Raw genomic sequence first — 21987 nt, 5'->3', positions numbered from 1 at the left:
CCGACTGCCCGCGGCCGGGCCGCCGGTGCCGTCCGGGACCGGCTGCGGGGCGGACCGTGACCCGTCCGGGCGATCGGTGGTTGGACCCGCTATGACGATCTCTGCACTGCCCTGGCTGCCGCTGCCGGCCACGCTCGACCAGGTCGCCCGCGTCGTCGGCCGGGGCGCCGAGCACGCTGCGCGGGCCGACGGCGACACGCTCGCGGCGGCACGGCTCGCCGCCGAGGCCGGTGGGCGGGCGGCGGCCTGGGTGCGGCAACTCGCCGTCCGCCAGGCGGATCCGGCACACGCCCGGGCGCTGGCGGAGACCGCCCGGGCGATCGCGCGGGCCGGCAGCCACGGGATCGTCCTCGGCGGCGAACGGCTGGCCGATGAGGACCGCTGCGCCCTGGCCGGCCGGGCCGTCCTCGGCGCGGCGGACACCACGGCGCCGCCCGACCTGTACCCGGGGGAGCGGACGGCCCTGCTCGCGGCCTGCACCCTGGCGGCTGCGCTGCCGTCCGTGGAGGCGGACCGCCGGGCGGCCGAACTGCGTTTCCTCGCTGCGGAGCTGGCCGCGACCGCGGCCGCCGGCCAGCTCGTCGCGGCGGCCCGCGCCGCCCGCCTGGCCCCGGTGGACTCGTCCGGGCTCGTCCCCGGCCCGGAGAGCGGCGACGGCCCCCGGGCCCGCGCGGCGCACCCCGCCCACCGGGGCCTCGGCGAGCGCGCCTTCTACGTCTTCGAGCTAGTCCTCGCCCACCAGGGCGGCACCGGTGAGGAATCCCGCCGCGAGGCGCTCGCCGGCGCCCTGGACGCCACCGCACGGGGCCTGGCCGCCGCCGCGCTGCTGGGTGCCGCCGACGATCCGGCCCTCGGCCTGGACGACGAGCAGCGGCAGTACCTGACCCGGCTCGCCGCCGACCTCGACCCGCGCGTCACCAGGGACATGCGGGGCTCCGAGGGCGGTGGCCCGGCGGCGGGACGCGGAGTGCGGTAGCCGGCTCAGCCCCGGCTCGGCCTCGGCTCAGCCCCGGCTCAGCCCCGGCTCGGCCTCGGCTCAGCCCCGCAGGTGGCGGGCGCTCAGGCCGCGGCGGTCGCGCAGGAGGGTGCGGAGCGGCCCCGGGCTCTCGTAGCCGACGCGGCGGGCCACGGCGGCCAGCGGCAGTGCGGTGGTGCGCAGCAGGTGCTCGGCCTGTTCCACCCGCAGGTTCTGCACCAGGCGGATCGGGGAGCAGCCCAGGGTGCGGGTGACCGTGCGCTGCAGGGTGCGTTCGCTGACGCCCAGGTCGCGGGCGGCCTCCGCGATCGACAGCGGCTCGCCGATCCTGGCCCGCACCCACTGTTCGAAGGCGGAGACCAGCGGGTCGCGACTGGGTCGCTTCAGTCGCTACTCCCCGGTCACGTGCGCTCTGACCTGCACAAACGCCAGCGACCGAACCCCAGCGACCCAAGCGACCAAACGGGCACGCCGCTGATCCGGCTGGTGCCGAGCCTGCCCCTGATCGGGAATCTTGGTCGCTTCGGTCGCTGCGGTCCTCCCCGAACCGGGCCGGCGGCAGGGGGAGGACAGGCCCCGCCAGCTGGCTTTTGCCGGCAGGCTCCGGTCGGGGTCCGCATCTGCGGCGAGCGGCCGCGCGGCACCCGCCTCTCGGGCAGGGGCCCGGGCCTGGCATCGGCGGTGGCACTGGCGACCCGGATCGGCGTGTGAGTTCCGCGGTCGGTGCCCGGGCCGCGGCAGCGGCGTCCTCAGGCTCAGCGCGCAGTGCGGCAGATCCAGTGGGCCGCACGCCGGGAGATATCGACAGCCCAAGCCAAGGTCCACACACGGAAGCTGGCCTACGACCAGCGGGTGCGAGCAGCGCACCGGCGACTGGAGAGACACAGTAACCCCGGCCATGGCGACGTCCTGGCCGAGCTCGGCAAGACCACACTGCACGAGCACGTCCTGATCTTCGCCGGCGAGACGATCCCGCTCGGCGGCCTGCGCGTCCGCTTCGAGCAGTCGGGCACCAAGTCGGCACCTCTACCTGGACCTGCCGAACACCGGCATCCGGCACGAGATGTACCCACACGCAGACCACCCCGAGGACGACGTGCGCGCTTTCGCCGTCCGGGCGCAGAACGCGGCCGTCGACGAGAACGCCTTCCTCGAGCAGCAGAAGCACCTGATCGCAGAAGCCAAGGCCGAACTGGCGGCGGCGGGGGACGACACAGCACCCCACGACGAAGCCCGTCAGCATCTCACCCACGTCACCCAGCGGCACCGAAAGGACACACGACTCGGCGCGGCCCGGGCAGACCTCGACGCCATACGCGACCGCTGGCACCACGCATCAGGACGCCGACCCCGTTGAGGCCACCGGCGAATGCGCTCCGAGATCCAGCCTCGCTGAGCAGACGACAGACGAGCCGGCGCGGTCGGTGCTGTGGCAACCCCTTTGCTGACAGCACCGGTCGCCCCGCCCCCCTCCCGGGCTCGACGAGACCGGAGGCCCTCCTGCGGCAGCCACACGACCGCTCCGAGCCTCCGCCGAGCCGCTCTGTTCGCGATTGGTGACGCTGCAGTCGAACCGACGAGGGGCGCTGCCCCGGGGCGCTTCAGCCGAGGAGGCGAGGGTCGTCGATGTGCACGGTGATTGTTCCGGGCGGGTAGTGGTGCTCCTGGTCGGTGAGGATCATGTGCATCGTGCCGCGGGAGCCGGTCGGCAGGGCGCAGTAAAGAGCGTGCGAGACGTCCTGGGCACCGACGCCGTCGCGGACCATGGTGGCCACGGTGACGGCGGCGGCGGAGTCGAGGGGCTCGACCTCGACGGCGGGAAGCGCGAGCGCGAAGGTGCCGGCCCCTGGGGATGCGGCCTCGGCTGCCAGCAGGCACAATGCGGGAACCGACAGGTGGCGGAACGGCGATGCGGCGGCGTTGTCGGCGAGCCGGACGAGGGTTCGGTGGCCGGCGGCGAGGGCCATGATGGCCGAGGTGTCGAGGATGATCACGCCGCGGTGCCGCGCTTGAGGTTCTGCACGGACTTCTCCGCCGCGATGGCGTAGGCGTTCTCTAGGACGCTCGGCATGGCGTCCAGCTCGCTGTCGTCCAAGTCGATGCCGTGCTCACGCATGAGGCGCCGGCCCTGGCGAACTCGCTCCGCGAGCTGCTCGGCTGTGTGCTCCTGATTGGCCAGGGCCGTCACCAAACCGCCGATGGTCATCCCGCGTTCCTTGGCGAGCGCTGCCAGATGGTCACGGGTAGTGTCCGGCACCTTGATCGTCGAGTCACCCATACTTCAACAGTACACCTGCGGTGGAGAAAAGTAGAAGAACCTCATGAACGGCAGCACATCATCGACCCGACGGAACTCACGGAGCAGGCCGCCGCGGTCGTGATCAGGTTCAACCAGATCGGGATGACCGGGGTAGCTGTGGCCCCGGATCAGGTGGTGACTGCGCTGGTCGGCATCGCCTGTGTGTCCGCTCGGATCGCCGCAATGTACGTCTCACCGCCCTGGCTGTACCAGTCCGAGAACGGCTGCCCGGACGTCGAGGTGCTGCCCGCAGAGGAGCAGCCTGCCGCCGCGAGGGCACCGAGAAGCGCGGTGGCGGCTGCGAGGGCCGGCTGCCGGCTGGCGCGATGGTGGGGTTCGGTGGGCATGAGGCGGCTCCTGCGCTGGGGGTGATCGACACGCTCCCACCGCCCGGACGGTGGCGTGGACGTGTTGCCGAACCGTGACCGGCCCTGCATGACGACGTCTCAGGGGCGACGGCTGGCTCCCCGTGGTGGGGCCGGCTCGATACGAACGTCGTCGCCGAACACTTCGACGCCGGCCTCGACCACCCTGCCACGCGGAGCGGGCTTTCATCCTGCACGCGCATGACCATGACAGCCTGCTTGTGGGGCACCCGTAGGCGCAGCGACCGAGGCGACGGGTGCCTTGACGGCCCGGGCCCGGCGGGTGAACGCCCGCTTCGGCGCCAAGGCGAGTCCGTCGACATCCACTGTGGCGATCCTCGATGCGAGTGGTCGAGGAGGGCCCACAGGCGGAGCGCTACTGCTGAAGGTCTCGGTGGAGGGTCCACCAGGCCAGCAACTGCTGGTGCTTCTCGTCGAAGTGTGAGTTGAGGAATCGGGCTGGCGCACGGAGAGGGGTGCGCCTGCCGGTGGTCTCGTATACGACGATCCTGGATCCTTCGACGCGAATGTCCGCGATGGTGCGCCACGGTATGAGCCGGCTGCGCGTTGCGTGGACGGCGAGCCCTTCGGGCGTTGCTGTTGCGCGGAAATGCTGCGACGCGACGACACCCAGGAATGGCGCGCCCAGCGTCACCAAGGCGGCTTTCTGTGCTTCTGCGTCGACTGGTGCGTGCCCGTGGCGGATCAGGAGAATCTGGATGACTGCGAGGGCTCCGATGCCGCCGGCCAGGAACGGGGCGACCCGCTGGATCAGCGTGAGCCGGTACCGGAGCGGCGAAGCAGGTATCGGGATCTGCGGCGAGTGCTCCGAGGAACTCCGGGTGGGTGACATGGCTGGCCTTACGTCGGGGATGCGCACTGAAGTATGCGGGGAGACCGCAACGGGGGCAACGCCCTGCTGAGTGTGACGGTTCGGCGGGGTCCTTGTGGCGCAGAGTCCATGCGTTGTCGGGCGACACCCAGCTCTCACCCACGGCGGCCCAACCCGCACGGCGGTCAAGGAGATCGTGTAGGCGGGGGCAGCGATGCGGCGGGGGCTGGTGCATCCGCTGTCTCATTTCGGCAGGGAACGCCCTGCTCTGCACCGTCTTTGTTGGATCGTTCGAAGGCACATGGCCGCCCCGCAGGGCCACCCCGGTGTCGCCGGTGGCGGGGCGGGGGTCCATGATGTGGCGCACTCGATTGATCAACTGAGGGGTCGTCCCGTGCCATCTCGTGCAACATCGGCCGCAGCCGCGATCGGCGTGGTCGTCGGCGCAACGCTCGTCGCTGCGCCCGTCCCGGCGTCGGCTGCCGGCGGCAGCACGCTGTACGTCAACAACTCGGCGTCGGCGAACTGCTCCGACTCCGGCGCGGGCGCGCAGACGCAGCCGTACTGCAGTCCGCAGTTGGCGCTGGATGCGGCGCGTCCCGGCGACACCGTTCTTGTGTCTCCCGGGATCTACGGGCCGGTGCGGGTGACGACGTCGGGTACGGAGTCGGCGCCCATCACCGTCGTTTCCCCGGCCGTGTCCTCGCTCTCTGTGGAGCTGCGGGGTACGGCCGACCGGCCGGGCCTGGAGTTCGACCACGTCCACGACGTGGTCTTCCGGAACCTCACGGTCTCCTCGTCCGCCAGCGGTAGCACCGGCGTGAAGGTCACGGGCTCGAACCGGGTGTCCTTGGACCGCTCCGGTGTGCGGGCCAACCTGTATACGCATTCGGTGGGTGTGGCGGTCGACGGGGCAAGCCAGGCCGTCACGATCAGCAACAGCGGGGTGAGCGCATCGAGTTCCGCGATCGTCGTGGCCGCGGGGGCACGGGACACGGTGCTGACCGGCAACTCAGTGCCCTTCTACGGGGATGCGCCCGCGATCCAGGTCAACGGGGCGCCGGGCACGGTGGTGGTCGCCAACACCGTCAGCGACTCCCTGTGCAGCACGTCGCTGGTCCTCGACGGGGCGTCAACGGGCGCCGTGGTGGAGAACAACGCCTTCGTCAGCGGGAATGCCTGCACCGGCTGGAACGGGATCCCGGCCGTCACGATGTCACCGGAGGCAGCCGCGGATGTGGTGTGGGACTACAACACCATCGAGAGCCCGGCGGACTGGGCCCTGTACCGGTGGGCCGGACAGCCCTACACGACACCGACGGCGCTGCACACGGCGACCGGCCGCGGCGGCCACGACACCACACTCAAGCTGACGCCGTCCACCACCTACGAAGAGCGCCAGGCGCCGCTGGTCGACTCGGCGGACGCGAACGCCCCGCACGAGCCCGCCACCGACCACTCGGGCAAGCCGCGGCTGGACGACCCGCTGATCGCCGACACGGGCACCGGCCCAGGCTGGTTCGACCGCGGCGCCACCGAACTCCAGGACCCGTACCGGATACAGGTGGCCCTGACCGCACGGAAGGGCCCGGCGCCGCTGACCGTCACCCTGACCCCCACCTCGAGCAACCCCTGGAACACGCCGGTCACCGCCTACACCGTCGACTTCGGCGACGGCACCACCCCGGCGGCCACCGACCGACTCACCGCCACCACCCACACCTACACCTCCAAGGGCACCTACCGCGCCGTCGCGCAGGCCACCCTCGCCAACGGCACCACCGCCAAGACCACGCTGCGCATCGACGTGGTCGACGACGCACCGCTTGTGCCCAGCCTGCAGCTGTGGCAACCGGACCTCCACGACGCCCTGGCCGTGGAGGCGATCGGCAACGCCACCAGCAGTTGGAGTGTTACCAACTACACCTTCGACTTCGGCGACGGCACCAGCCCGCAGACCGCAGCCAATTCCCTGGTCCACCACACCTACACCACGCCCGGCACCTACACCGTCACCATGACCGTCAAGGACGATGGTGGCCGCACCGCCACCACCACCCGGGAGATCACCGTCGGCAGCGTCCTCGTGCCCGTCCATCCGGTGCGAATACTCGACACGCGCGACGGCACCGGCGCCGCCAAGGGGAAGGTCGGGCCCGGTGGCACCATACGGCTGAAGGTCGCTGGCGCCAACGCCATACCGGCCACGCACGTCACCGCCGTCACACTCAACCTGACCGGTGTGAACGCCACCGCGGCCACCTACGTCACCGCCTACCCGGCGGGCACGGCGCGGCCGACCGCCTCGAACCTCAACCTGGCGCCGAACCAGATTGTGCCGAACCAGGTCACCGTCCCCGTCGGCGACGACGGGTCGATCGACCTCTACAACTTCGCCGGCACCGTCGACCTCGTCGCCGATGTTCAGGGCTACTACTCCACCACTCCGCTCACAGCCGCCGGCAAGGCGGGATTTGTCCGGGCGACAGGTCCCACTCGTATCCTCGACACCCGCACCGGGCCGAACGCCCACCCGGTCGGCCCCGGCCAGTACGCCGAGATCGCACTGCCGGACAACATCGCGAAGTGCGCCAGCGCAGCGGTCGTCAGCGTGACCGAGACGCAGCCGACCGCATCCAGCTGGGTCGGCGTCACGCTCGCCGGTGGTGGCGCGCCGACCACCTCGGTGCTGAACTTCGCCCAGGGGCGGACCAGCGCCAACGAGGTCGTCGTACCGGTCGACGCCAACGGGCACGCCTACCTGTACAACGCCTTCGGCAGCGTCCACCTCGTCGCCGACCTGCAGGGCTACATCGCCTACACCGGCGGCGCAGAGTGCGGTCCGATGACGCCCTACTTCCCGATCAGCCCCACTCGTGTGCTGGACACCCGCGACGGCACCGGCGCCGTCAAGGCCCGACTGGCGGGTGGCTCCGCCGTGACCGTGAAGGTCGCCGGCACCAACGGCGTCCCGGTCGGCGCGAAGGCCGTCCTGGTCAACCTGACCGGCATCGCCCCGACCACCGGCACCTGGCTGGCGGCCTACCCACACGGCACCGCCCGCCCCACCGCCTCCAACCTGAACCTCGATGCTGGTGAGGTCCGCCCGGTCCTGGCCCTCGTCCCGGTCGGCGAGGACGGCTCGATCGACCTCTACAACGCCTTCGGCACGGTCGACGTCGCCGCCGACATCCAGGGCTACTACCTCGGCTGAGCGGTCGAACGGCGACCCCATGGCCGTCCATTTCCGCTCATATTGGGATCAGCACGCCACCGCTTCGTCGCATGCCCGTTCGAGGTCAGGCGAGCCGGTAGGTCGACCACATGTTGAGCGAGAGGGTCTCGTTCACGACGGCATCGGCCTCCAGACTACGTCTGGGCGGCCGCGGTCGCTCCGGAACGCACCGGGTGCCGGTGTGAACAGACCGCCGGGTCACGATTCCGAGGACTGCGGCCAAGCGCGTCGAGCAGCACAGCGTGTGGTGACGTGGGACGGCCCTGTGTCCACCTGGTTCGGGTGGACACAGGGCCGTTTGACTGAACGTCAGACAGCGCCGAGGATCTGGCCGTCGTCGATCCAGCCCGGGGTGGCGAAGTCGTCGCCGCCGTTGGTGAGCCAGGCGTTGGTGGTGCCGTTGATGAGGAGGTAGTCGCCGCGGCCGTCGCCGTCGATGTCGGTGAAGTCGGCCTGGGCCTGGGTGGTGGTGTGGCCCGCGGAGATGCGTGACCGTACCGGGGCCCAGCCGCCGTGGCCGTCGCCGCCCAGGTTGATGTAGGTGTCGATGCTCCCGTCGGCCTGGATCAAGGTGTAGTCGGCCTTGCCGTCGCCGTCGATGTCGGTCCAGCGGACGCGCGTGCGGTCGGTGGTGGAGCCGGTGGTGACCTGGCCGTAGGCGGTCCAGCCGCCGTGGCCGTCGCCGCCGTTGTTGAGGTAGACGGTGACCGCGCCGCCGCTGGCGGCGAACACGATGTAGTCGGTCTTGCCGTCGCCGTTGAAGTCGGCGAACCGCACCAGGTCGGGGTTGGTGGTGGAGCCGGTGGTGACCTGGCCGTAGGCGGTCCAGCCGCCGTGGCCGTCGCCGCCGTTGTTGAGGTAGACGCTGACCGCGCCGCCGCTGGCGGCGAACACGATGTAGTCGGTCTTGCCGTCGCCGTTGAAGTCGGCGAACCGGACCTTGGTGCGGTCCGCGGTGGCGCCGATGGAGACCTGGCCGAGGTCGGTCCAGCCGCCGTGGCCGTCGCCGCCGGCGTTCAGCTTGACGCTGAAGGATCCGTTGTCGGCGATGGTGATCGCGTCCGCTCGGCCGTCGCCGTTGAAGTCGGCGTAGCGGAGCTTGCCGGTGCCGCCGGCTTCATTGGCCGAGGCGGCGTTGTGCCATGCGCGGCGGTAGGTGTTGGAGGACCAGACAGCGGTGCCGTCGTTCTTGTAGAGGACGAGGTTGCCATCGGGCTGGAAGAACATGACGTCCGCCTGCCCGTTGGTGTTGGTGCTCCACAGTGCGGTGCCGGTGGTGTGGGCGGCCTGGGGGTAACTGACGAGGTTGCCGTCCGTCTGGAAGGTCATGACTGCGCCTGCGTGTCCGCCGGGGCTGCCGAGGGTCCAGGTGCCGTAGCCGGGGTTGCTGATGGTGAGCTGGCCGCCGTTGAAGGACATGTTGGCGCGGCCGGCGGTCCAGGTGCTGCCACTGGGGTAGTTGGAGTCGTCGCCCGGGAAGACGACGAAGCCGGGGATGCCGGACATGAGCGCCGTCTGGGTGGGGGTCAGTGCGGTGCCGTCCCAGACCTGGACGTTGGAGACGGCGCCCTTGAAGAAGGTCTGGCGGGTGGTGCCGCTCAGGGAGTCACCGACGCGGAAGCTCTTGATGAAGCCGCTGGCGGGGTTGTGTGCTCCGGTGTTGGCGACGATGCCGTTGACGTACAGCGCCAGCCTCTTGCTGGTGGCGTTGTACGTTCCGGTCAGGTGCGTCCACACACCCATCTGGACGGCGGTGCCGGAGGTCGCGCAGTCCCAGGCGGGGGAGGCGACGTCGGAGGCGGCCATGCAGAACGACCAGTGCTTGGTCGCGGCGTCGGGGAAGAGCTTGAAGCCTGAGGTGTTGGTGCCGTCCTGGGAGAGGACGGTTCCGCCGAGGGCGTCCGGCTTGGCCCACGCCGAGACGGTGAAGTTCCCGGTGGGGGTGACGGCGCCGGTGGAGGTGTTCATGACGCCGGTCTTGGCGCCGTCGAGGTGGACGTCGGGGTTGAAGAGGTCGTTGGTGGCCCAGGTGGCGGTGTTGCTGGTGCCGTCGCCTCCGGTGAGGGGCAGCGGGGTTTGGCCGCTGGCGGTGTTGTCGGCGGCGGTCGATGCCGTGCCTTCGGTGCTGTCGGCCAGCGGCCAGGCGTGGGTTGCGGTGGACAGCTTCTGGGTCAGGTGCGCTGTGTTCAGGCCTGTGCGGGTGAACGTGTAGGTATCCACCTGACCGGAGGGGCTGATGCCACGCAGGTCGGGGATGTCGTCGCGGTTGACGTCGGCGGCCTGTATGGCCGGATAGACCGCCTTGCTCCAGTTGCCGGAGTCCTTGACGAGGGCTGGTGCGTCAGAGCCGTCCGTTGCCGGGGTGCCCGCCAGGGCGTTGTGGATCAGGGTGTCCATCAGGCTGGGACTGTAGTAATAGAGCTCGCCATTGCCGGTGTCGTGGCGTGCGAACATGCCGGGCTTGTTGTTGACGACGGCGCTGGTGATGGTCCATTCGGTCCAGGCCGTTCCGAGCGGGCCGTTTGCGGCAAGGACTGTGGCGCTGGCAGGACCCTCGTAGATTCCGACGCTGCCTCCCTCCGCGACCGTCAGCTGGCCGTTGAAGATGATGAGCAGGTCAGGACTGAATCCGTTGTCGATGGATTCGCCCATGGCGATGTGCTTGAGCCATCCAGCGTTGGCGACGTGGGTGGTCGTTGCCCCGGTGTCATCGTCGGTGAAGACACTGCGCGCAACCGTCGCGTGCCCGCCGGACGCCGGCTTGAGGACGGAGCCATCGCCGTTGCCCTTGAGGATCTCGGCGCTTTGGGTGTTGGGGTTGTACGTGAGGATGTCGTTGAAGCCGGCGCCGCCGTCGAAGAAGTGGCCGACGACCGCTTCGGTGCCGTTCCATTCCGTGGGATCGCCCTGGGTGTTGGCGCCGGTTCCGTGCGTCCCGATGTTACGGGGGGCGGCGTCCACGTTGGAGCCGTTGGTGCCGGCGGCCAGCCACAACCCGGCGGGCAGAGCAGCCTTGTCTCCGACCATGGCGAGATCTGCGCGGCCGTGGCCGGTCAGGTCGTTCTCGGGCGCGGAGACCGGTGCCTTGGCCGTGATCGACTGGACGCTGCTGTTGCCGCTGGGATTGCCGGAAGCAGCGACCGCGGTCACGGTCAGGGTGTTGTATGCGCGCGTGGGGGTGACGGTCACCGTGGCGCTGCCGTTCAAAGCGGCGACAGAGACCGGCGTGCCCTCGTTGAGCTGGTACAGATAGGTGGCGGGGACGGGTCCCGTCGTGTTCGCGGTGATCGAGACCTGGTAGGGCGTTCCGACGACGAAGGAATCCACCGTCTCGGGGAGGTGGACGTCCGGTGCTCCGGGCGCGATGGGGTCGAAGGTGAAGCTGCAGGTGGCGCTCGTGGTGGTGGCCGAACCGTCATCGACGGCCACGTTCCACGAGAACGTGGTCGGTGTGGGGTTGGAGACGCCGCCGGCCTGGCCGACGAGGTCGTCCTTGTGAAGGACGAAGACGGCGTCCGTGCCCGATCCCGCCGAAACGGAGCCCTGCCAGGTGACGGTGCCGGTCGACGTCTTCGTGACCTTGAACTTGGCGGTGGGGATACCACCCTCCGGGTCGAAGACCGCTGCCCGCAGGTCGATGTCGCCGTTTCCGACGGGCGTCGGTGTGGACGCGGGGCAGGACGTGGGCGGCGAGGTCGACAGCACCGGCGTGTTCGGCGCGTGGTTGTAGGTGGTGGACATCTTCATGGTCGACGGCTGGAACTTCTTCCATCCGTAGCCGTCGGACTCGTTTGATGCCCGCAGTCCCAGCGTGATGTCCGCCAGTTTCGCGTTGGCGACGTTCTGCATCAGTGAGGTGGTGTCGAACCCGATCTCCTTCGGGTTGCAGCCGGTGTAGCCCCACGCGGCGTTCTGCGTGTCGCTCTTGCCCATCCACGCGGGCTGGTTGTTCCAGGTGGTCGACGAGGAGATCGCGCCGGTCCACCACAGTTCGACGTCGCGCTTGTTACAGGAGGGGGCCCAGGTCTCCGTGGCGTAGAACCGCGAGGAGCTGATCTGTGCGCCATAGATTTGGCTGGGCACGGACATGCGGGCGAACGTCCGGCCTACGTAGTAGGGCGAGTCCCAGTTGTTGTAGCCGACTCGCAGACCTTCGCTGTCGCTGGTCTTCCAGTAGCTGGTAGTGGGGAAAGCCGAGCTGACGTACGTCCAGCCCAGGGCGGAGCCGCCGGCGGAGTAGGTCGGGTCGATGTACAGCGGCCAGACGGTGTTCTTGCCTGAGAGGAGGTCCGGGTCCGGTGTGAGAGTAATGGCGTTGTTGCCGTAGGCGGCCTTCAGCGGGGCGGTGTGTGCGGTGGCTCCGGGTGCCGCGGCGGTCGAGTGGGCAGGCTCGCCGCTGCGCGCATCCACCAACTGTCCGTCCGTCGGGTCGGTGACGGTCGGCGCCGACGTGTCCACCGCCGAGTCCCACACGCCCCGCACCGGGGCCGGGGCGGAGAACGCCACCTTGCCGGACTTGTCCTTGGCGGTGAGGTTGCCTCCCGCATCGACCGCGAGGTTGACGCCGGTAGTTCGTGTGGTGAAGGAGAGGGACTTCAGTGCGGGGTTGGCCGCTGCCGTCGCATCGCGGACGACCAGGACCTCGGAGAACCCGCCCTGCACATCGGCCGTGACCTTCAGATCGACGCCTGCCAGAAGATGGTAGGTCGCGGTGGGGCCGCTGAGCTCCGGAGCGGGAAGGCTGCTGGCGAGCGTGGCCGGAAGGTCGAGGGACAACGAGCGGCCCTGGCTCCTCATCTGGGTAAGCGGACCGTCGCCGCCGCCCGAGAGAGTGAGGTCGGTGCCTGCCAGCACCGGTCCGACGGATCCGTCGGACCGCTTGACCAGGGTTGCGTCGAGGGGCTTCCACGCGCCGCCCTGGTGCTTGCGCACCGGTGCGAGGGATTGGTCCAGGGTGAAACTGCCGTCGGGATTGGCCGTCAGCTGGTCGGTGGCGGTAGTGGCTGTCTCTACCACGACCGGCTTGTTCGACGAGCGCGCTGCAGCCGACGCCCGATCCGCGGTCATCGGCGACTGCGCCGTCGTGGGCGTGCCTGTCTCGGCTTCGGCTGGAGCGCCGATTGCGCTCAGGGACAAGCTGCACAGTGCTGCGGCGAGAGCCGTGACACCTATGCGCCTGTGCAGGGCGGAAGGGGGCATGGAGATTCCTGACCTCGAGTCGTCGTATCCGCCGCGGGCCCCCCCGCCGCCGCCGACCAAGTCGGGCAGCCGGCGCATGAGGGGTCTTCGCGGCGCTACGCAGATCCTCCCTGTAGGCGGCCTCTGGGACTTGGGTGGATGAATGGCGTATGAGTGGGTTTCATGTGAAAGATCGTCAGTAAAAGATTAGTAAAACTGCAGCTGGTGGGCCCTTTGGCCGAGACGACTGTCGGCGCGGCTTGCGATAGTCGGGCGGGCCGGCGAACGATCACGCCGGTCTTCCCGCGCTGCCACACGCAGCAGACAACAGGGGTGTTTTGCGTCATGCGCATACCCGTCGACCGACGTCGACTCCGAACATGGGGGCCTTCCCCATCGCCGCACCGCCCGTGGCGGATAATGGCGACTGTCACAGCCACGGCTTTGATCTCAGCGCTGATCTCCGCACCGGCGGCGGTCGCGTCCCCCGCGCCGAAGCCACCCCTGCCCGGCGCCCCGCAAGCGGTTGCGGTCAACGGCGTCCACAACTACGACCCGAAGACCACGCCCCCGAGCAGCCAGGCTCAACGCGCCTTCACCGCGCGAGCCACCAAGTGGCCGAAGGCCGCGAAGGGCAGCGCCCACCTTTCGCCATCTGAGGGCAAGGCAGATGGGGCGAAGCAGACCGCGGCCGGCACGCCCGTCTGGCTGCAGGCCTCGAAGCCGGCCACGGGAGTGCACGCGGGGCCGGCCGATGTCGGTGTGACGGTGCTCGACCACCAGAGGGCGGCCGCGCTCGGCGTCTCCGGCATGGTGTTCACGCTCGACCCGTCCACCGCCGGTGACGGCAAGGTCCGGGTCGGTGTCGACTACTCATCCTTCGCCGAGGCCTACGGCGGCAACTACGCCTCCCGCCTGCACCTGGTCTCCCTGCCTGCGTGCGCGCTGACCACGCCCGAGGTCGCCGCGTGCCGCGTTCAGACGCCGCTGCCGAGCCAGCGGGACGCCAAGGCATCCAGCGTGTCGGCGGACGTCGAACTCAAGAAGCCCTCGACCGTGCACGCCTCCACCGACGCCGCAGCCGGCGGCGCGGTTCCGGCCGTCTGGCACGGCGAGGCGGCGACCGCCGTGCAGACAGCCGCGCCCTCGGGCGCGCAGGTCCTCGCCGTGACCGGCTCCGGAGACGAAGGTGGCAGCCGGGCCGGCAACTACACCGCGAGTGCCCTCTCCCCGGCCGGCTCCTGGACCGCCGGCAGCGCCGGCGGCTCGTTCAGCTACGGCTACCCCATCCAGATCCCCGGCGCCTCCACCACGCTGACGCCCAAGGTCTCCCTGGGCTACGACTCGGCCTCCGTCGACGGCAAGACCGCCTCCACGCAGGCTCAGGCGTCCTGGGTCGGCGACGGCTGGTCCATGCCCGACTCCTACATCGAACAGACCTTCACCTCCTGCTCCCAGGACCCCGAGGGCAGCCCGTCCCCCTCCAAGATCGGCGACCAGTGCTACGCCGGGCCGATCCTGACCCTGTCGCTGAACGGATCCTCCACCGCCCTTGTTTGGGACTCCGGGAAGAACACCTGGAAGCCCCAGAGCGACAACGGCGAGATCGTCACGCGTGTCCCGAACGCGAACAACGGCACCGGGACCTACAACACCGACTACTGGACCGTCACGGACCGCTTCGGCACGACGTACTACTTCGGCCGCAACCAGCTGCCCGGCTGGACGTCCGGCAAGCCGGTGACCAACTCGGTCGACTCCGTGCCGGTCTACTCGGCGCACTCCGGCGACCCGTGCTACAACGCCGCCGGATTCAACTCCTCGGTCTGCACCATGGCCTACAAGTGGCACCTGGACTACGTCAAGGACGTCCGCGGCCAGGCCATGTCCTACTGGTACACCCAGGACACCAACTACTACGCCCAGAACAAGGGCCAGAGCAACACCAAGTACGTCCGCGACTCCTACCTGTCCCGGATTGACTACGGTTTCCTCGACAACGGCGCCTTCGGCACCGTCCCCGACCAGATCAACTTCACGACCGGCTCGCGCTGCGTCGCTGCCACCTGTGACCCGATCTCGGCCTCGAACGCCGGTACGCAGTACCCGGACGTGCCGTTCGACCTGATCTGCAACAGCGGAACGACGTGCACCTCGCAGTCGCCGTCGTTCTTCTCGACCGTCCGTCTGAAGCAGATCTCCACCACCCAGTACTCCACCGCGGCGGGCAAGCCCCTGGCGGTCGACACCTACGACCTGGCGCAGACCGAGCCGCCGACCGGCGACGGCACCTCGCCCACCCTGTGGCTGGCCTCCGTCACCCGCACCGGCAACGACACCACCGCCGGTGGCACGGGCGCGATCGCCCTGCCGCCCGTGGTGTTCGGCGGCACCACCATGCAGAACCGGGTGGACACCACCAACTTCCCCGGCATGTACCGCTACCGCCTGACCTCGATTACCACCGAGCTCGGGGCTCAGATCGATGTCGAGTACGGCCTGCCGAACCCCTGCACCGCTGGCTACGTCGCATCGGCGAACGCCTCCACCAACACCAGCTCCTGCTTCCCGGTCAGGTGGACACCCGAGTTCTACACCGACCCCGTCGTCGACTGGTTCCAGAAGTACGCCGTCACCAAGATCGTGGAGAAGGACCAGACGGGTGGCGCGCCCGGTCACGCCACCTTCTACGAGTACGGCGGCGGCGCGGCCTGGCACTACGACGACAACGAGATAGTCAACGCCAAGTACCGCACCTGGGCCCAGTTCCGCGGTTACGCGGACGTCACCACGCGGGTCGGAGACGGAACCGACCGCCGGACCAAGCAGAAGACCACCTACTACCGGGGCATGGACGGGGACTGGCTCTCCCCGACCAGCACCCGATCGGTCGTGCTGACCGACTCCCAGGGCGCCACGCACGCCGACAGCGACGCACTGTCCGGCAGGGCCCTGGAAAGCACGAGCTACAAGGGCGACGGGAACACGGTCGACAACCTCGACATCACCTCGTACTGGATCTCGGCCGCCACCGCCACCCGTAACCGCGCCGGACTGCCCGCCCTCAACGCGGCGGCCGTCAAGGAAGCCGAGAGCTACAGCCGTCAGGCCGTCACCTCCACGACCCCCACGAGCTGGCAGGTCACGGAGGCCGACAACACCTACGTCGCCGACACCGCCAGCCCCACCTTCGGACTCCTGACCGCCAGCTACTCCCACACCGTGCCGGCCGCGGCCGCGTACGACACGTGCACCACCTACAGCTACGCCCCGGTGAACACGGGCCTGAACCTCGTGGGCCTGGTTGCCTCGCAGGAGAAGGTGTCGGTGGCCTGTGGCGGCTTCACCCAGGGCAGCATTGCCTCGGCCCCGGCCGGCTACAACACGCTGACCGCTCCGGCCACCGTCGACCGGCCCGCGCAGGTTCAGTCCGCGGCCCGGACGTTCTACGACGACCCGCAGTTCGCGACCGACTTCCCGCAGGCGAAGCCGCCGACCGTCGGCAATGTCACGATGGTGCAGACCGCCTCCGACCACACGGGTGCTGGCGGCGCCTTCGTCTGGCAGACCAGCAAGCGCACCACCTACGACGCCTACGGCAGGCCCCTGACCGCCACCGACGGCATGGGCAACACGACCACGACCACCTACACGGTCAACGCCGTCGGACTGACCACCGCCAGCACCCTCACCAACGCCAAGAACCAGACCGCCACCACAACCCTGGCACCGGCCCGCGGCCTGACCGTCGCCGCCAGTGACGTCAACAACATCACCGCCACCAGCCAGTCCGACGCGCTCGGCCGACTCACCGCGGTGTGGACCCAGTCCCGTGCGACCACGGCACCGGCGAACCTCAAGTTCGCCTACACCGTCTCCAGCACCGGCCTGTCCGGCACCAGGACCGACAAGCTCAACAACTCCCTCGGCTACGCGACCTCGTACACGCTGTACGACTCCCTCGGACGGGTCCGCCAGACCCAGGCACCCACACCGCAGAACGGGCGCCTGATCACCGAGTCGTACTTCGACACCCACGGCTGGGTCGTCAAGACCAACAAGGACTTCTGGGATCCGAACAACCTTCCGGCGATGACCCTCGCCACGGACATCCTCCTGGACCAGAAGGTCCCGAAGCAGGACCGAATCACCTACGACGGCCTCGGCCGGCCTGTCCGGGTCGACTCCCTGAAGAACAGCGCGGTGCAGGAGAGCACGACCACCGTCTACGCGGGCGACCGCACCACCGTCGTCCCACCGACCGGCGGCACCGTCAGAACCACCGTCACCGACCCCCTCGGCCGGACCACCGAACTCGACGACTACACCACCCGACCCACCGTTACCCCGCCCGCCGACACTTTCAACGGCGACTACACCATCACCGGCGGCCAGAGCCAGGCCGTCACCTACGGCTACGACGGCCACGGTAAGCAGAACACCGTCACCGCCAACGGCTCGACCTGGACCACCACCTATAACCTGCTCGGCCAGGCCACGGCCAAGAACGACCCCGACGCCGGCATAAGCACCATGCAGTACGACGCCGCTGGCAACCTGAGCCAGAGCACCGATTCACGCGGCAAGAGCGTCAGCTACACCTACGACGCCCTCAACCGCAAGACCGGCTCCTACGCCGCCACCGCCCTAACCCAGAGCGGTAGCAACCAGCTTGCCTCGTGGGCCTGGGACAACGACAACAACGGCGTCGTCGGCATGACCAACCCCAAGGGTCACATCACCACCAGCACCTCCTACGTCGGAGGACGCACCACCGGAGCCGCCTACACGACCCAGTCCGCCGGCTTCAACAAGTTCGGATCCTCCCTCGGCGACACCATCACCATCCCCGCCACCGCCGAAGGCGCCGAACTCGGCAAGCCCTATGTCTTCAAGCACACCTACATCAGCCCCACGGGACTACCCGACAGCGACATCTACCCCGCCACGGCCACCCTGCCCGCCGAGACCATCCTCCACGGCTACGCCACCGCGCTTGACCTGCCCAACAGCACCGGTCCCACGAGCTACGGCTACGGCCAGAGTGTCACCTACGACGCCTACGGACGGCCCGGCCAGTCGAAGATCGGCGGCCAGAGCAGCAACTACTCCCTGATAACTAACGCCTACGACCCGCACACCGGCAGCCTGACCGACCAGTCGGTTTTCCGCTCCGGCACCCAGACCGAGGTCGACAAGCAGCACTACGACTACGACCAGGCCGGCAACACCACCCGCCAGGTCTCCACCCGCCTCGGCACCACATCCGAGACACAGTGCTTCACCTACGACCAGCTCGACCGCCTCACCCAGGCGTGGACCGCCACCGACTCCTGCGCGGCCACCCCTACCACCGCCGCACACTCCCAGGTCGGCGACGCCATCACCGGCGGCGCCTACTGGACCGACTGGGCCTTCGACGCCCTCGGCAACCGCACCAGCCAGGTCGAGCACTCGACCACCGGCGGCGCCGACACCACCACCACCTACACCTACAACGGAAACGGAAAGAACCAGCCCCACACCCTCACCGCGGCCACCGGCGGCTCCGCCCTCGAGTACGACACCGCCGGCAACACCACCAAGCGCACCACCACTGCCGCAGGCACCCAGAACCTGACCTGGGACGACGCCGGCCGCCTCACCACCATCGGCGGTGGCACCGCGGGCACCAGCAACTACGTCTACGACGCCGACGGCAACGTCCTCCTCCAGAAGGACCCGGGCACCACCACCCTGTATCTGCCCGGCCAGCAGATCGTCCTCGACACGGCCACCAGGGCGACCACCGCAACGCGGTACATCCCGCTGCCGGGCGGTGGCACCGTCGTCCGCACGGGCAGCGGCACCAACTACAAGTTCGAGATCTCGGATCCGCACGGCACCGCCGGCCTGATCCTGGACAACACTGCGCAGACGCCGACCTGGCGTCAGTTCACCCCGTACGGCGGCCCCCGCGGGGCGACGGCCGCCTGGCCGGACAACCGGGCCTTCCTCAACGCACCCGCGTCCACGGCCACCGGCCTGACCATCCTCGGAGCCCGCCAGTACGACCCCGTCACAGGTCGATTCATCAGCCTCGACCCCATCTTCGACCCCGCTGACACCCAACAGCTCGGCGGCTACAACTACGCCGCCAGCAACCCCGTCGCCAAGAGCGACCCCACCGGCCTGTGCCCGCGTGACCGCTGCGACGGCTACGGCCAGAACCCCGGCCTCCTGCCCGGCGACCACGGAGACCCCGAGGACGTCCGCCCCGAACCCCAGCCCGTCCCCCGGCCGGCACCGACCAAGAAGAAGAAGCGGGGCTTCTGGGACGGGTTTGGTGGCACCTTCGTCGGAGTCGTCATGCCGCTGGCCGAACTTGGGGGATGCTTGAAGGGCCGCGCGGACGCCTGCCTGCAGACTCTCCAGACGGTGGGCACCAATGTCTTGCCTCCCCTGCAAGCCCTAAGTGCCATGGATACTGTGCTAACCCTTGGCGAGGAAACAAGGGACGGCGAGTACGCGTATCTTGGCGGCCAGCTGACCGCCACCGCAGCCACAGTCTGGCTTTCCAAGAGGGTGGCTCCGGCTCCCGCCGCTGCCGGAGTCAGTGACGGTGGCATGCTTGCCCGCCTCATCAACAAGGTGAGGGGCGGCTGCGCCCTAAGCTTCGCCCCCGCCACACCCGTCCTCATGGGCGACGGATCGGCAAAGCCCATCGCGGACGTCACCGTCGGCGACAAGGTGCAGGCCGCGGACCCGGACACCGGAGCCGTGCAAGGCCCGGAACTCGTCACCGCGACCTGGCTCAACCACGACAACGACCTCGTGGACGTTACTCTGCAGACTGCCGACGGCACATCTCAGATCGTCCACACCACAGCAAACCACCCCTTCTGGGACGACGACACCCACTCCTTCGTCACCGCCGGCGCCCTCAAGGCCGGACACCACCTCCTCAACGACAAGGGCACCCGACTCCTCTTCCTCGCCGTCCACACCAAGCCCGGAACCGCCGACTACCGCAACCTGAGCGTCAACCGCCTCCACACGTACTATGTGCTGGCAGGAACCACGCCGGTCCTAGTCCACAACATTAACCTCCCTAATCAGGGCGCATGTTCCCTGCCGGGACTATCTGTCCATGATATTCCAAGCGGGTCAAGCGGCGGGCCGGGCGCTTACCAGACCATCCCAACAACCATGCGCGCCGAGTATGGGACTGGGGTACAATGGCACCCGCCACTCAATCAGGTGCTGTGTTCATACTGCCGCACGAACATCGCGAAGCCTATAGATCACGTGGAGCCGCGGATTAACGGGGGAGACCTTACCGACGCGAACACTACACCCGCTTGCACATTCTGTAACAGCTCTAAGCGTGACAGGGTAGCCCCGCTGAATCCGCCGCCGAGCTACAGGGGCCTTTGGCCGCCTCCGTGGTGGCCGGCAAATATGCAGGCGACTGTGCCAGTTCCTAGAACAATTCCATAGCTTGAATGCGGCGGGCCACAATGTGGCCCGCCGCTAGTCCGTTTCCGGCTTATTGGTGGAGGATATCTTGCAGGTCACGATTGACGGAGTTACGTACGTCAGCCATGAGGACCCTGCGCGGAGGGACGAGAAGAACTACGTGGCGATGGTGGATCTGGCCCCGTTCGACCTTCGAGGGATGCTTGAGCAGCTCTGGCTTCGGGAAGCCGACGAGGAGGGCGGCTATGAGGTTCGTTGTATCCCCTTCTACGCCTACGGTCTGGCGCTAGGTGATGTGGTGGAGAAGAGCGAGTCGGAAACCATTAACCGGTTGATCAGGAAGTCGGGTCGTCGTGTCCTTCGGATTCTCTTTACGGAGCCTCGACCCTTGGCGGACAGTCGGTCTGTACTGCGCGAGGCCGTGGGCTCTGTAGGGCTCTTGAGTGAGTGGAACGGCGATCGTCTTGTCGCGATTGATGTTCCAGACATCTCGGTGATGCAGCCTATCTTCGACTCTGTGCATGGGGAAATTCAGAACGGAACGGCCTTCTGGGAGTGGGGAGACGCCAGGGAATTCAGGTCCGCCTGACGGGTGGTGAGTGCTGGCGTCGGGTCTCTATTGGCTGGCAATCTCGAGCACCTCGATGCATAGCCTTCAGAAGGCTCGCGTATTGGCTCATTTGAGCCATGGAAAAGGGCCTCGCCGAATGTCTCGGCGAGGCCCTTCGGCGCGTCTTGACGGCAATGCTGACGGCGACGTCAGCAGATCTGCACTTGGCGGGCCGTCAGAACTATTGGTGGCCCGGAGGGCGTCGCCGAGGGTGTCGAAAGGACTTCGTCGTCCAGGCGGCCACCAACCGCCCGACCAGGCTCGGCCGGACGACTGGTGCCAGGCGGTGCCGTCGCCGAACATGCCTCCACTCGAGCCAACGTTGGTTCGGGGGCGGCCGCCGCGCTGTTCCCTCGGATCGCCTTACAGCTCCTACGTGGGGGCTGGGTCGTTGGATCGGCCATGGGGAGTGGTGAGTGGGGTTGAATCGTTCCTGATGGCGTGTGGGATTTGGTAGAGCCGTTGCTGCCGGGAGTGCGGGTGCGGCCGCAAGGCGGCGGAACCGCGGTCGTCTTCGTGCTGACGACTGCGGACGAGTTTGGCGGCCCGCTGTTCGACAGCGGTGAGGAAGTCGGTGGGGCAGCCGCCGGCGACCTGTTCTTGGTCAGGGAGGTATTCCCAGCTCCATGTCACCCGGTCACCGCCGTGTAGGCGGCGCGGTAGAGCTCGGCGACCGTGGCGGCGTGCTCGCGGCATTCGGCGATGGTCGCGGCGTGGTTGGCGAGGTAGTTCGCCCGGTGGTAGGTCTGCGCGACGGCCGGCTGGCGCTCGATCTCCACCACGGCGGCCCAGTGGGCGATGAACGAGCGGATCGGCCGCACGCTTCCGGTCTCGATGGCTTCGGCCATCGCCCTGGTCTGCCCGTCGATCATTTCGGGGAGGCGGTTCGCGGCGACCACGGCCAAGGCGGCCTTGAGCGCTGCAGGTGTCGGCTCCGGCTGTCCGCGTACTGATCTGAGTGCTCCAGCCGGTACGGAGTTGTGTGCACCGCTCAGGCGACGTCGGTTTCCCGGTCGATGGCCTGGAGGCGGTTC

The 21987-nt window shown here is 68.7% G+C and carries 12 protein-coding genes; 5 read left to right on the top strand and 7 right to left on the bottom strand.

Features of this window, described 5'->3' with window-relative positions:
* Positions 1–91: 91 nt before the first annotated feature.
* Positions 92–976, top strand: a complete 885-nt coding sequence (locus tag AB0P35_RS08530; protein ID WP_363508184.1) for a hypothetical protein — start codon at positions 92–94, stop codon at positions 974–976.
* A gap of 60 nt (positions 977–1036) precedes the next feature.
* On the opposite strand, the gene AB0P35_RS08525 is transcribed toward AB0P35_RS08530, so the two are convergent.
* Entirely contained in the window at positions 1037–1315 is a 279-nt protein-coding gene (locus AB0P35_RS08525; RefSeq protein WP_363508181.1) for a helix-turn-helix domain-containing protein, read from the bottom strand.
* A gap of 724 nt (positions 1316–2039) precedes the next feature.
* On the opposite strand from AB0P35_RS08525, the gene AB0P35_RS08520 reads away from it, so the two are divergent.
* Entirely contained in the window at positions 2040–2333 is a 294-nt protein-coding gene (locus tag AB0P35_RS08520) for a hypothetical protein (protein WP_363508178.1), read from the top strand.
* Positions 2334–2577: 244 nt separating this feature from the next.
* On the opposite strand, the gene AB0P35_RS08515 is transcribed toward AB0P35_RS08520, so the two are convergent.
* The 4 genes from AB0P35_RS08515 to AB0P35_RS08500 form a co-directional block, all read right to left on the bottom strand.
* A complete protein-coding gene (locus AB0P35_RS08515; RefSeq protein ID WP_363508175.1) occupies positions 2578–2970 on the bottom strand; it encodes a hypothetical protein in 393 nt (130 codons plus the stop codon).
* Positions 2967–3254, bottom strand: a complete 288-nt coding sequence (locus AB0P35_RS08510; protein WP_363508172.1) for a hypothetical protein — start codon at positions 3252–3254, stop codon at positions 2967–2969. Before AB0P35_RS08510 ends, AB0P35_RS08515 begins: the two co-directional genes overlap by 4 nt.
* A gap of 149 nt (positions 3255–3403) precedes the next feature.
* Positions 3404–3622: a hypothetical protein gene (locus AB0P35_RS08505; protein WP_363508169.1), complete on the bottom strand. Its 219-nt coding sequence runs from the start codon at positions 3620–3622 to the stop codon at positions 3404–3406.
* A gap of 394 nt (positions 3623–4016) precedes the next feature.
* Positions 4017–4520: a PH domain-containing protein gene (locus AB0P35_RS08500; RefSeq protein WP_363508166.1), complete on the bottom strand. Its 504-nt coding sequence runs from the start codon at positions 4518–4520 to the stop codon at positions 4017–4019.
* Between the two features lie 346 nt (positions 4521–4866).
* Between AB0P35_RS08500 and AB0P35_RS08495 the strand changes: the two genes are divergently transcribed.
* Positions 4867–7686: a PKD domain-containing protein gene (locus tag AB0P35_RS08495; RefSeq protein ID WP_363508163.1), complete on the top strand. Its 2820-nt coding sequence runs from the start codon at positions 4867–4869 to the stop codon at positions 7684–7686.
* A gap of 330 nt (positions 7687–8016) precedes the next feature.
* Here AB0P35_RS08495 and AB0P35_RS08490 read toward each other — a convergent pair whose 3' ends face one another.
* Positions 8017–12723: an FG-GAP-like repeat-containing protein gene (locus tag AB0P35_RS08490; protein WP_363508160.1), complete on the bottom strand. Its 4707-nt coding sequence runs from the start codon at positions 12721–12723 to the stop codon at positions 8017–8019.
* Positions 12724–13329: 606 nt separating this feature from the next.
* On the opposite strand from AB0P35_RS08490, the gene AB0P35_RS08485 reads away from it, so the two are divergent.
* The gene (locus tag AB0P35_RS08485; RefSeq protein ID WP_363508157.1) at positions 13330–20364 is read left to right on the top strand and encodes a polymorphic toxin-type HINT domain-containing protein; all 7035 of its coding nucleotides are present in this window, start codon (positions 13330–13332) and stop codon (positions 20362–20364) included.
* 67 nt (positions 20365–20431) lie between these two features.
* Positions 20432–20932 carry a DUF4265 domain-containing protein gene (locus tag AB0P35_RS08480; RefSeq protein WP_363508155.1) on the top strand — a complete coding sequence of 167 codons (501 nt, stop codon included), beginning with the start codon at positions 20432–20434 and terminating at the stop codon, positions 20930–20932.
* A gap of 650 nt (positions 20933–21582) precedes the next feature.
* Here the strand turns inward: AB0P35_RS08480 and AB0P35_RS08475 are convergent.
* Complete coding sequence (locus AB0P35_RS08475) at positions 21583–21825, bottom strand: hypothetical protein (RefSeq protein WP_363508152.1); 243 nt, start codon at positions 21823–21825, stop codon at positions 21583–21585.
* Positions 21826–21987 lie beyond the last annotated feature (162 nt).

Source organism: Kitasatospora sp. NPDC085879, from assembly GCF_040686255.1.
In the GTDB taxonomy this organism is placed as follows: domain Bacteria; phylum Actinomycetota; class Actinomycetes; order Streptomycetales; family Streptomycetaceae; genus Kitasatospora.
The sequence above is the reverse complement of the archived record's forward strand: the minus strand, read 5'-3'. Positions and strand labels throughout refer to the sequence as shown.